This is a genomic window from Hominibacterium faecale (genome assembly GCF_020734085.1).
GTDB classification, from domain to species: domain Bacteria; phylum Bacillota; class Clostridia; order Peptostreptococcales; family Anaerovoracaceae; genus Hominibacterium; species Hominibacterium faecale.
This window is the reverse complement of sequence record NZ_JAJAGH010000012.1, coordinates 18,403-30,642: the sequence shown is the minus strand read 5'-3', so window position 1 is coordinate 30,642 and position 12,240 is coordinate 18,403. Positions and strand designations below refer to the sequence as shown.

9 protein-coding genes are annotated in these 12,240 nt (G+C 49.3%); all 9 read left to right on the top strand.

The window, feature by feature from the left end:
* Window position 1 precedes the first annotated feature (1 nt).
* The 9 genes from LG211_RS15870 to LG211_RS15830 all read left to right on the top strand — a co-directional run bounded on the left by LG211_RS15870 (window position 2) and on the right by LG211_RS15830 (window position 12,238).
* Window positions 2–1,141, top strand: a complete 1,140-nt coding sequence (locus LG211_RS15870) for an acyl-CoA dehydrogenase family protein (RefSeq protein WP_269477975.1) — start codon at window positions 2–4, stop codon at window positions 1,139–1,141.
* A 21-nt stretch (window positions 1,142–1,162) separates the two neighbouring features.
* Window positions 1,163–1,954: an electron transfer flavoprotein subunit beta/FixA family protein gene (locus LG211_RS15865; protein ID WP_148398837.1), complete on the top strand. Its 792-nt coding sequence runs from the start codon at window positions 1,163–1,165 to the stop codon at window positions 1,952–1,954.
* A gap of 13 nt (window positions 1,955–1,967) precedes the next feature.
* On the top strand, window positions 1,968–3,158 hold the full coding sequence (locus LG211_RS15860) for an electron transfer flavoprotein subunit alpha (protein ID WP_269477974.1): 1,191 nt from the start codon (window positions 1,968–1,970) through the stop codon (window positions 3,156–3,158).
* Window positions 3,151–4,374 (top strand): MFS transporter, encoded by a 1,224-nt coding sequence (locus LG211_RS15855; RefSeq protein ID WP_269477973.1) that lies wholly within the window; start codon window positions 3,151–3,153, stop codon window positions 4,372–4,374. The genes LG211_RS15860 and LG211_RS15855 overlap by 8 nt, the downstream gene beginning before the upstream one ends.
* 199 nt (window positions 4,375–4,573) lie before the next feature.
* Entirely contained in the window at window positions 4,574–5,590 is a 1,017-nt protein-coding gene (locus LG211_RS15850; RefSeq protein WP_253020260.1) for a helix-turn-helix domain-containing protein, read from the top strand.
* Window positions 5,591–5,743: 153 nt separating this feature from the next.
* Window positions 5,744–7,027, top strand: a complete 1,284-nt coding sequence (locus tag LG211_RS15845; protein WP_148398813.1) for an MFS transporter — start codon at window positions 5,744–5,746, stop codon at window positions 7,025–7,027.
* 9 nt (window positions 7,028–7,036) lie between these two features.
* On the top strand, window positions 7,037–8,569 hold the full coding sequence (locus LG211_RS15840) for a carboxylesterase/lipase family protein (RefSeq protein ID WP_269477972.1): 1,533 nt from the start codon (window positions 7,037–7,039) through the stop codon (window positions 8,567–8,569).
* A gap of 760 nt (window positions 8,570–9,329) precedes the next feature.
* Window positions 9,330–11,084 carry a CocE/NonD family hydrolase gene (locus LG211_RS15835; protein WP_269477971.1) on the top strand — a complete coding sequence of 585 codons (1,755 nt, stop codon included), beginning with the start codon at window positions 9,330–9,332 and terminating at the stop codon, window positions 11,082–11,084.
* Window positions 11,081–12,238 carry a 2-hydroxyacyl-CoA dehydratase subunit D gene (locus LG211_RS15830; RefSeq protein ID WP_253020258.1) on the top strand — a complete coding sequence of 386 codons (1,158 nt, stop codon included), beginning with the start codon at window positions 11,081–11,083 and terminating at the stop codon, window positions 12,236–12,238. Before LG211_RS15835 ends, LG211_RS15830 begins: the two co-directional genes overlap by 4 nt.
* Window positions 12,239–12,240: the final 2 nt, after the last annotated feature.

The window sequence follows — 12,240 nt, the reverse complement described above, 5'->3', positions numbered from 1 at the left end:
CATGTATTTGACGGAAAAGCACCAATTATTCAGAAAGCTGGTGAAACAGTTCGCCCAAACAGAACTGAAGCCGGAGCTGCTGGATGAAATCGAAGAAACCAACCATTATCCGAGAGAAATCCTGGATAAGATGGCAGAGTGCGGATTTTTTGGAGTTAAGATACCGAAAAAATGGGGAGGCGCAGGATTCGATACCAGGGCATATGTAATTCTCAACGAGGAGCTGGCCAGCGTTAGTGCCATATCGGCCATTTATGCCAATACACCCAATTCCCTCGGCGGAGGGCCGCTGCTCTCAGCGGGTACGGAAGAACAGCTGGAAAAATATTTAATCCCGCTAGCAAAAGGGAAGCGGATCATCTCCTTTGCACTGACCGAGCCGGGAGCAGGATCTGATGCGGGCGGCATGCAGACGACGGCTGTCAAGGACGGAGACCATTACATACTCAACGGCAGGAAATGTTTTATTACTCATGCGCCGGAGGCCGATTATGCGATTATCTTCGCCAAAACGGATCCCCAGCGGGGCACCAAAGGAATTTCCGCTTTTATCGTAGATATGACGCTGCCAGGCGTATCCACTGGGCTGCCGGAGGAAAAAATGGGCATTATCGGCGGGCCCACCTCGGATATCATCCTCAAGGATGTGCGGGTTCATAAAAGGGACCGGCTGGGAGAAGAAAACCGTGGCTTTATCAATGCTATGAAAACGCTGGACGGCGGGAGAATCGGCGTAGCGGCCCAATCAATCGGCGTGGCTAAGGGCGCTCTTGAGGAGACGATCAAGTATTCTCAGGAAAGAACCCAATTCGGAAGAAAGATCAAAGATTTTCAGGCGATCAGCTTCACCATCGCAGGTATGGCGACAAAGCTGGAAGCAGCCAGACTCTTGACCTACCAGGCTGCTTATTTGAAGGACACCGGTCAGGATGCGTCCAAAGCGGCATCCATGGCTAAATGGTACGCGTCTGAAGCCTGCAATGAAATATGCGCCAAAGCGATTCAGGTCCATGGAGGATACGGATTTATTAAAGATTATAAAGTGGAACGCTTCTATAGGGATTGCAGAGTCTTTACCATTTATGAAGGAACATCACAGGTGCAGCAGATGGTAATCGCAGGGCAGCTGCTGAAAAAATAACAGGAGGCGAAGGGAATGATGATGAAAATACTGGTCTGCGCGAAACGCGTACTTGATACAACCGATGTTAATTTAAAGATGGATCCGGTAAGAGGTACCTTGATCAAAGAAGGCGTACCATCGATCCTCAACCCAGATGATGCCAATGCGCTGGAAGCCGCGCTTACGATGAAAGATGCCAATCCAGGAACTACCGTAACGATCTTGACCATGGGAGCCCCGGCTGCCAAATTTATGATTCGTGAATGCCTTGCCATGGGCGCGGATGACGCTTACTTTCTTTCGGACCATGCTTTTGGCGGCGCGGACACCTATGCCACATCCGTGACATTGGAATACGGCATTCGAAAAATCGGAGATTTTGATTTGATCCTGGCAGGACGGCAGTCAATTGTAGGCGACACAGCTCAAGTGGGACCTCAGCTTGCCCAGCGGCTGGGACTGCCCTTGGTCACATATGCGCAGGATATCAAGATAAAAGAGGGAAAAGCGATTGTACAGAGGCAGCTGGAGGACGGCTATGAAGTCATTGAAACGCCTCTGCCTTGTCTGATCACTGCGGTAAAGGAATTGAATACGCCACGGTATATGAGCGGGGGAGGTATTGTGGATGCTTACGAGAAAGAAATCATCACGCTGGATCACAATGATATCGATTTGCCGGTGCAGCGATGCGGTCTGGAGGCTTCGCCGACAAGGGTTGTCCGCTCTTTTGCACCTGAATTAAAGGGACAGGGGGAGATGCTGAAAGGTACGCCTCAGGAAATGGCAAGGACGTTGGTCGCTAAATTAGAAGAAAAAAACGTATGGTAGCGGGAGGAAAAACATGGCTGTTAAGATAATAAACGAGAATTGCAAAGGATGTGAATTGTGTGTAAAGGCGTGCCCTTTTGATGCAATTACCATGGAGCATAAGACGGCTGTCATTCAGCCCGGCTGCACCCAGTGCGGAAACTGTATCGAGGTTTGTAAATTCGATGCCATTGAAAAGAGTGAAGAGGCGGCACAGACCTTTGATCGGGAGGCCTATCGCTGCGTATGGGTGTTTGCTGAACAAAGAGAAGGCAAGCTGATGCCGGCGGTTGCCGAGCTTTTAGGTGAGGGGCGTAAGCTGGCCGATGAGCTGAACACAGAGCTTTGCGCGGTGGTGCTGGGACATGAGATATCGGATTTGGCTTCAGAGCTGATCGGGTACGGCGCAGAAAAGGTATATATAGGGGACCACCAAGAGCTTGATACATATAGAACCGATGCCTATACAAAGGTAATCGGAGAGGCGATTTCTGCGTATAAGCCGGAAATCGTTCTTTTGGGAGCGACCCACATTGGAAGGGATTTAGGCCCCTGTCTGGCTGTAAAAGCGGATACGGGGCTGACGGCGGATTGTACCAGGTTGGAAATCGGAGACGAGGAACGGAATCTTCATCAGACAAGACCTGCTTTTGGCGGAAATCTGATGGCTACCATTCTCTGTCCCCACAGCAGGCCGCAGATGGCCACAGTAAGGCCTGGTGTTATGGAGGCGGCTGTTTTTGATCCGCAGCGCCAAGGTACAGTGATTCCCCTTGAGGTGAATTTCCAAAAAGGTGATATTCGGACCAAGGTTTTGGAAACCGTAAAATCCATCAAGGAACAAGTATCCCTTTCCGATGCAGACATTATTGTATCAGGCGGAAGCGGATTGGGAAGTGGAGAAGGATTTGCCCTTTTGGAAGAATTCGCGAAAAAATTAGGCGGCGTGGTGGGCGCTTCCCGGGCGGCCGTCGATGCCGGGTGGATTGACCATTCCCATCTTATCGGTCAGACGGGAAGCACGGTAAGGCCGAGCATCTATTTTGCCTGCGGGATTTCCGGCGCCATTCAGCACTTGGCCGGGATGGACGGATCCGACTATATTGTGGCGATCAATAAGGATGCCCATGCTCCCATTTTTCAAGTGGCGGACTATGGTTTGATCGGCGATTTGTATGAGATCATTCCTTGTATTATGGAAGAATTGGACCGGTCTCATGAATAGAAAAATACCAATGTTTGTCTTTACCTTGATTGCCATGCTTTGTCTAGGTCTGGTATACGGGTGGTCGATTTTTGTTGTTCCTTTGGAAACGGAATTCGGTTGGGAACGATCGCAGACTTCTCTCACCTTTACCATTTCCATGATTGCAATGACCTTGGGAATCATGGCCGGAGGACAATTTAATAAGCGAAAAGACAAAGCCCTCCTTAGTTTACTGATTGCGGCAATTCTCTTGTTCGCGGGTTTTGCCGCAGCCAGTAGAGCACAGGCTTTGATGCATTTTTATATTTTTTACGGGATGTTCTGTGGGTTTGGCGTAGGCTTTGCCTATGTAGAAATGATCGCCATTCCCAGCAAATGGTTTCCCGGAAAACAGGGGCTGTCATCCGGTATGTTGATGATGTGCTTCGGTCTGGGTGCGATGATTTTGGGCACGGTCTGCTCGGCCCTTATGAATGCCATTGGCTGGAGGACGACTTTTTTGATCCTGGGCATTCTCTTTGGCATCCTGATATTGGCAGAAGGCGTTATGCTCCAATCTACAGTGAAACCAAAATCCAATAAACCGGAGAAGAAAAGCGAGTCCGAAGCAGGCAGCCTGACAACTGGTCAAATGACCAGAAGCAGCGATTTTAAAGCTCTGTATGTTTGGCTGATCTTTATCAGCGCGGCAGGGCTGGCTTTGATGGGCCACATCGCTCCCTGCGCGATTCAGATGGGAGCCGGTGGGGAACTGGCGGCTGTAATCGCCGGTATCGTTTCCGTGTCCAACGGCGCGGGGCGGATTGTATATGGGCTCTTGTATGACAAGCTGGGTGTGAAAAAAACATTGCTTCTTATTTGTGCCATATTTCTCATTGCCGCAGTGACCATAGCGGCTGCGGTGACTGTTGAGAGCCTGCCCTTGCTCATTGCCGGCTGCATCTTGGTGGGCTTGAGCTTCGGGGCAGCGCCAACTTCCAGTTCAGCCGTGGTCATTCGTTTTTATGGGCCGCGATACTTTTCCTCCAACTTTGGCATCATCAGCACCCAGCTGATCATCGCGGCTTTGCTTGGACCGATGCTGGCGGGGAAGCTTTATACGATGACTGGAAATTACATTGCCACCTTCTATGGCGTGGTGGGCCTTGGAATCCTTTCCCTGGCGGTGGTTTTCGCTGTTTTGCGGCTGGCCGGGAAAAACGGCAGAAGTTTGGACAAAGACTATTCGAATTAAAATATTGTATTTAAGTTGGAATAGGGCTGAACCAGTTGCAAGAGAAGGTTTGGAACCGCTTTTATTTTCTTTTGAATAGAAGCGGTTTTGCGTCCGTTCTGGGACTTGAAAAACAGAGCATTTTTGTTGGTACGCCCTTTGCAAGAATAATAGGAAACATACAATGGATGCGGATGATTTGATGAAAAAGAGGTGCAACATGAATATCGTAGAGAATGCGGTCCCCAAATACATCGCAAAAACGCCACTGGGCATTTCCATCTATACGGCTGCTGATGAGCCTACTCATTATCACAAAGATACGCTGGAACTGATTTACTGCCTGAAAGGGTCAGCCTCTGTCCTTTCCTCCTATGAAACGATTCCCCTGGCAACCGGGCAGATTCTCTGCATAAATTGCAATGAGGTACACGGCATCGACGGGCAGGGCGATAATCTGATCGTTTCCTTTTATCTGGATTTTTCCCATCCATTCTTTCAAGGACAGAATCTGGGGAATTTTATGTTCAAACTGACACCCGATCTTTCCGGTCCGCACCAGAAGACACATTTGAAAGAGCTGCACGATCTCATTCTCTCCGCGCTCTATATCTTCACCGGTGACTACGAACCGCAGACCAAGACCTTTCAGGCGATTGCAGATCAGATGACGCAGATTTTGATCCAATATTTCAGCGTGTACTGCATCGCAGATTATGATGTGGACATCGCCTGGTCCAAGGAGCGCTTTGACCGCATGCTGCTCTATCTCAATACCCACTACCGGGAAAAACTTACTTTAAAGTCCATGAGCAGCATAGAACATTTAAACCCCAACTACTTGTCTGTATATTTCAACAAAATTTTTGACGATACCTTCAACAATTACCTGGCTCTGCTGCGGGTCTTTCATTCTGAAATCGATTTGCTGGCTACCAGCGATACCATTTCAACCATTTCTTATAACTGCGGATTTTCCGACCCCAAATTTTATTACAAAACCTTTAAACAATGGTACGGTACAACCCCGGCCAATCATCGCAAATGGCATAAAAAGCATAACGAAAAGAGCCGGGCGAACCGGTTTTATCACGTAAACGAAATCCGCCATATTATCCAGCAGTATATCCTCTATTATTTTTCAAAAGCACAACTTGCGGCCCACCAAATTCCCATGCCGTCCATCAATCTTTCCGGGATGAGCCACAAGACTTATGCGGAATGGCGGTCCTATTGAGTTTTTGAAGGGTATATTTCTTATAGTAAAAAAATGATGTAATTGGGGGTTTTTGCAGATGAATGATCCATATAAATATTGAAATTGTAAGAATATAATGAATTCAACGTTAATACTAAACGCAATGATTGTCATGATTCAAAGGAGTTCATTATGAAAATGCAAATGAGTACGAAAAATTTTGACAAGACAAGGTGGGTTGCCCTGGCCGCGGCTCTTTTGTTGATGTCAACACTGGGAATCGGCTATATCTGGAGTTTGCTGGTAGAGCCGATGATTGAGCTGCGAGGAGCGACGGATGCCGGGATGGCGAGTATTTATACGGCATTAACCCTTACGGGAGCGCTTATGACACTGATCGGCGGAAAATGTGTGGATAAATTCGGCGGAACGAAGGTCATCCTATCTGCGATCATCGCATTCGCTGTCGGTGAATTGATGTGCGCTCTCCTGGATGGAGTTGCTGGCTTTGCCGCAGCGGAAGTGATTTTTCTTTCCTGGCAGCAGGCTGTCGTCTATATCGCCGTATATGATAATGTCATCAAGATGTTTCCTGATTGGAAAGGCCTTGCGGTAGCTATTACTTGCACAGGAATTCCCATTGGAGGCGTTTATTTGCCGCCGCTGGTCCAGAAACTGATTGACACCGTAGGCTTTGATATGCAATTTGTATTTGTTGGTTTGATCCTTACTGCAATTGGTGTGATTTCAATTATCTTTTTCCCCAATGCGCCTCAGGACTACATTCCGGCCGGATATGACACTCCAGACTATGGCGAAGACAATGCGGCGGAGGAAGATGGAAAGTTCGTACAAAAGGATTGGAAAGGTATGCTGAAGGATCCGGCCTTTTACGTAGTTTTCATCGCACCGATTTTAGGCTCATCCACCTATATGCTGCTCACATACCAGCTTTCCTGGATCGCCCAGGACATGCTGCCGATTACGGCCATGCAATCGGCGTTTCTTGTAAGCGGAGTCAGCGTTGTCGGCATTATCTGCGGAATCGTAGGACCGATTGGAGACAGGCTCAACCGCTTGCTCGTGAGCGTTGTTCTATTCGGCGTGGGAACGGTTTGCGTAGCAGGACTGATTTTCGCAGGGGATCACGGGGTGATCTGGTTTACAGTCTGCGCCTTTGCCTTTTGTTTCTGCTTCGGCGGTTTTGCGACCATACATCCTGTCGTTGTCAGCGATTTGTTCGGTTCAAAAAACTTTGGATTCAACTATTCCATCTGCTACCAATCCATTTTGATCGCATCGGCCCTTTCCCCATGGCTGGGTGTGCTGGGCGGAACGGATACTGGGGATTACACCAAAACCTTTACCGTTTGCACCATCATGTGTGGGATCGGATTCATTTTGATGGTTGTCCTTTATCTGATGAGAAGGAATAATGTAGAGCCACAGATCAGGAAAGTAAAAAAAGCAGCATAGGAGAATTTTATGAATACGACAGTAACAGCAACAACAGGAACCTATATAGGACATAAATTGGAAAATGGCGTGATCGAATTCCTGGGAATTCCTTATGCCCAGCCCCCGAAGCGCTGGCAGAAAGCCCAGCCGCTGAAATCTAGTAAAGAAATTTTTGAGGCGGCGGAATGCGGGCCTGCATGTTGGCAGGAAGTACAAAAAGAAGAATGGGTGACTGCGCCGCCCATGAGCGAGGATTGTTTGACCTTAAATATTTGGACAGCGGATCCACAGAAAAAAGGCAAACCTGTCCTCGTCTGGATCCACGGCGGATGCTATGCCACCGGCAGCAACCGAAAAGACTGCTATAACGGCGTATATTGCGGTGACCAGTTTGTGGCTGAAAGCCCGGATATCGTCTATGTGAATATCAACTACAGAATTAACATCTTTGGCAGCCTGGATTTGAGTAGGTTTGACCAGGAGGGCATCTATGCGGACAGCACGAACCTGCAGACGCTGGATCAGATCGCTGCGCTGCAATGGATTCATGAAAACATCCAGGCTTTCGGCGGTGATCCTCAGCAGGTGACAATTTCAGGCCAGTCTGCCGGAGGAATGTCAGTGGCAAGTCTAATGGCGATTTCGGAAGCTAGACCGTACTTTCAAAAAGTAATTTGCCAAAGCACCGCATGCTCCGACGCCTTTTTAAAAACAAAGGAGGATGCGCGCATGCTGGCGGATCGTTTTTACCAGATTGCCGGAGCGCAGTCTCTGGAGGATTTATTAAAAATGCCTGCAGACCAGCTGTGTCAGGCAGGGCAGGAATTGGCCAAAGGCCTGGGAACCGGAGACGCAGGGGCGTTTGAACAGGTCTGGGGCCAGGGGATTTTTCCGGAAAATCCCTGTCAGGAACTGAGAGAGGGGAAAGCCGCTGATATTCCGCTGATGATCGGTACCGTGGCAGGTGAATTTGATACCGTAGGTTTTTATATGACAGAAGAAGAGCTTCGACAAGCGGCGGCAGGCGTTTTCCCTCAGACCCTCACGCCGGATTTGATCGAAGAATTTGTATCCCACGATCCAAAAAGAGACCGGAAAACCGCATACCAGGATTTATGGAATGACGCGCTTCTCAGGCTGGGTGCTGTGGTAACGGCAGTTGCACAGACTCAGGGAGGCGGAAAGGCTTACTTGTATTACATATCCTTCCTTCCCCAGGGGGCGAAGATTCGGCCGCAGCATTGCTTTGAGATCCCTTACACCAATATGAAAAAGGATCATCTGGTATATATGGATTTGCAGACGGGTGAACCGGTGCAGGGAAATCAGCCTTGCGGCAAGCTGGAAAAAGAGCTTCACGGCTGCTGGGCCAACTTTGTCCGCAATGGCAATCCCAACGGAAACCATATTGATGTAGAGTGGCCCCTTTATACACCCGAGAAGAGACTGACCGCCGTAATCGACCACGCCTGGTCCATTGAGGCGGGTGTCCGCAATCAAGATACGGATTTATTGCTGCCGCTGCACTCGAAGCAGAAAACCACGGGAGCAGAAAAATGAAAGTAAGAGCAAGAACAGGGATTTATCAGGAGCACCGGCCGCCAGGAAATATTCGACCATATCAAACAAATGTCCGACGACAGCAATCTGAACACGAAGTTCTCTTGGTCAGAGGACGGAAGCTGGGTCCGATGTAAAGCATAATAACACCGGCACCGGCCGCTTGGCAGCAAGCGGCTGGTGCCGGATCTTTTTTTGCAAACGTTCATGCGGCCGCCCCAGCCAGGGCGTTATAATCCGATTTTAAGTTTTTTTGCAAAAACCTATTCGAAATGGGCAAATTCAGAACCCTTGTCCATATAAAACTGATGAATTTTTTACAGATAATTCTAAAAATAAGACTAATTTGATCTACATCACGCATTCAATTCTAAAAGTTTGCGCTAACTGGCTCTCTGACGCCCGGAGCTTCCCCGCATTTTGCGAAAAAAGGCGGAAAACTGCCGGATTTCTATGGACATTGATGCCAAATCATCGTGTTTCAAATAGAAATGGAAATAAAATACAAATATAAAGAGCCAAACTTGCGTGGCGAGGCTGTCCAAGACGGTCCAACGCTGGCAACCACTTTCCGCATCTTTCCTTTCTATACTAACTTCATGCAAAGGCATGTGCAACATGAACAAATTGCCGGAAAAAAATGTGACAGAATTACAGTTTTGCGCTTACAAAAAGCAATCTGCTAGGTGGCGGTAAAGACCTGTGGTATTCTGAATTTACAAAGAAAACAAAGCCCAATGGATGGGGAAAGGAGACCACCATGGAAAAAATATCAAAGCCGGGCGTTTACAGCGGATACAGCGAAGCAAGCTATGACGGCTGGAAACGATTTTCTGAATATGCAAAGATGCGGGACGGCGTGAAAATCGCAGTCGATTACTACCGTCCCACCAGACAGGGCGTATTAGAAGAAGAACCCCTGCCGGTGGTATGGATTTTCACACCTTATGATTACCGCACCGTGTTTGCTACAGGGAAGTTCACCGATGGGACAGAGTATGCGCCGGACCTGGAGGAAGACACACTGGGGCAGGCAAAGCTGCTGGTGTCCCACGGCTATGTGTTTGCAGCGGCGGAAGTCAGAGGCACAGGCGCTTCTTTTGGATTCCGGCAATCTGTTAACAGCGACCAGGAAGCATGGGACGGATACGAAATGTGCGCATGGCTGGCCCGGCAGAGCTGGTCCAATGGCAAGGTGGGTACATTCGGTTACTCGTATTACGGAGCCACTCAGATGGAGATGCTGCGAAAAAGACCGCCGGCCTTGAAAGCTGCCTTTATCGGTATGACCGATCTGGATAAATACGACGGCTGGGTTCGGGGCGGAAGCCTGAGAGCATTTGGTACCCAGCCCGATGCCGCTTATTTGGACGATCTGCGCAATGTCCCGGTGGGTGAGCTGGAAAGTGAGGCTGCAAAAGCAGAATTGGAAAAGGCGGTCATGCAGCATAGATTCAGTACCCGGCAGGCCGAGAACATGAAGGCTTGCCCTTATCGGGATTCTTGGTGCGAGGATACGGATACCAGGTTGTGGGAGGATATCAGCCATGTAACGTATCTGGCGGACATCAATCAGGCACAGACAGCACTCTATCTGTACGGCGGATGGAGAGATGTCTTTCGAAGAGATACGATGATGATGTACTGCAACCTGAAGCAACCCAAGAAGCTGCTGTTTGGGCCCTGGTGGCACATGGACCACCGCCCTGGATTCGATATGGCCGCCGAAAAACTGCGATTCTTTGATTACTGGCTGAAGGATATTGAAAACGGTCTGATGGAAGAACCTCCTATCTACTACAGCACAGGAAATGCCAGAGAAGGCGGGGAATGGTCCTTTGCCGGCAGTTGGCCTCTGCCCAATACAGAAAGACAAAGCTTTTTCCTGAGAGGAGAAAGGTCGACAACCGCCCCTTCGATCAATGATGGCAGCCTAAGCAAGACTGCGCCGGAAAAAGAGTCGGGACAGGATGAATACCGGGTCTTTTACGACATCCGGGAAAACATCGATAACCACACCCAAACCGAAGATCGGGACAAAAAAGGCCTCACCTATACCAGCCAGCCTTTGGAACAGGATTTGACGGTGACGGGTCATCCGACAATGGACTTATGGATTTCCTCTTCATCCGACGACGGGGATTTCTTTGTACACTTGATCGATGTGGACGAAGAAGGGAAAGGCACTTATCTTTCCGACGGCAAGCTGCGGGCTTCTCTTCGTGCAGTTTCCCAGCCGCCCTACGATTTTCTGGGATTGCCGTGGCACAGATGCTGTCAAGAAGATGAACACAAGCTTACACCGGGAAAGCCTTACCGCCTGCAGATGGATCTTCAGCCCCTTTCCCACCTCTTTTGCAAGGGCCATCGCATCCGTGTCACCATCACATGTGCCTGTCAGAAAGTCTATTTTATACAGGAAGCAGAGCCGCCTGCGGTAACCATTTATCGAGACGCAGTACATACATCCTACATTTCGCTTCCCGTTGTCAAGCAGCAAGGAGGGATAAAATGACCATTCGAAAAGAAGCATTAAACAGCAAAGCGTTTCAAAAGTTAAAGGAAATTTACGACAATCGGGAGAGCATAGCCAGGGATTGGAAAGCCCAAGGGAAAAAGGTAGCAGGCATCCTGGGGTGGGACGTGCCGGAGGAGCTTTTGATGGCGGCGGATATACTGCCCTACCGGATTTACGGAACACCTGACATATCCATGAAGGAGGCGGATCAATATCTGGAATTTGCCTTTCCGCCGGTCCTCAGGTCCCAGTTCGAAAAGATTATTGACGGCGCAAATGCCGATTTGATGGACTGCCTGATCATTTCCAATTCAACGGATGCGCTGGTTCGAATCTACTATTATATTCGGGAGGTGGCAGCATTAGAACCGGAAAAACCGATCCCCGAGCTGTATTTCATTGATTGGCTCTTTACCAGATTCAGAATGCACCAGGTCCGCAATGAAAAGATCGTGGGACAGTTCCGGGAAAAGCTGGAGGCCTGGTCTGGGAAGAAACTGGATGACCAGGAAATTTTGAAAGCCGCCGATCAGTGCAATCGAAACCGGGAGCTGCTGGAGAAGATGGCAGCTCTGAGACGGGAAGGCAGAATCAACGGCTCCGAAGCGTTAGTCATCATAGGTTCCTCCTTCTATATGGAAAAGGACGCCCATTCGGTGCTTTTGGAAGACTTGCTGCAGGAAGCAGCTGCATGGCAAACCGTTTCCGGCGTCAAACTCTTTCTCACCGGCAGCGGTCAGGAACAGAGCGGATTTTATCAGCTGCTGGAAGAGCATGGAATGGTGGTCGTTGGTGAGGACCACGATTGGGGAGACCGTCACTGGAACAAAAAGATCGATACCAGCCTGGAGCCCATAAAGGGTATCGTGGACCGCTACATGCTCCGAAGCCCGGGAACTAAACGGGCCTTCGTGTCGGAGCGGGTAGAGGCGATTTGCCGCAGCGCCCGGGCCTGCGGAGCGGAGGGTGTAATTGCCTATACGTATCTCTACGACGATGCTCCGTCATGGGATTTCCCCGAGCAGAAAAAGGCTTTAAAGGAGATGGGAATCCCCATGCTCCAGCTGACAGGCCGGCCCTATGGAGTGGAAGAGGGCGAATCGTTAAAGACAAAATTAGAAGAGTTTGCAAGCAGCATCAAGGAGGTGTAAGG

What these genes read in the sequence shown, in the direction of transcription:
- LG211_RS15870 (WP_269477975.1), top strand. Translation starts at nt 2, where the DNA reads ATGTATTTGACGGAAAAGCACCAATTATTCAGAAAGCTGGTGAAACAG.
- LG211_RS15865 (WP_148398837.1), top strand. Translation starts at nt 1,163, where the DNA reads ATGAAAATACTGGTCTGCGCGAAACGCGTACTTGATACAACCGATGTT.
- LG211_RS15860 (WP_269477974.1), top strand. Translation starts at nt 1,968, where the DNA reads ATGGCTGTTAAGATAATAAACGAGAATTGCAAAGGATGTGAATTGTGT.
- LG211_RS15855 (WP_269477973.1), top strand. Translation starts at nt 3,151, where the DNA reads ATGAATAGAAAAATACCAATGTTTGTCTTTACCTTGATTGCCATGCTT.
- LG211_RS15850 (WP_253020260.1), top strand. Translation starts at nt 4,574, where the DNA reads ATGAATATCGTAGAGAATGCGGTCCCCAAATACATCGCAAAAACGCCA.
- LG211_RS15845 (WP_148398813.1), top strand. Translation starts at nt 5,744, where the DNA reads ATGAAAATGCAAATGAGTACGAAAAATTTTGACAAGACAAGGTGGGTT.
- LG211_RS15840 (WP_269477972.1), top strand. Translation starts at nt 7,037, where the DNA reads ATGAATACGACAGTAACAGCAACAACAGGAACCTATATAGGACATAAA.
- LG211_RS15835 (WP_269477971.1), top strand. Translation starts at nt 9,330, where the DNA reads ATGGAAAAAATATCAAAGCCGGGCGTTTACAGCGGATACAGCGAAGCA.
- LG211_RS15830 (WP_253020258.1), top strand. Translation starts at nt 11,081, where the DNA reads ATGACCATTCGAAAAGAAGCATTAAACAGCAAAGCGTTTCAAAAGTTA.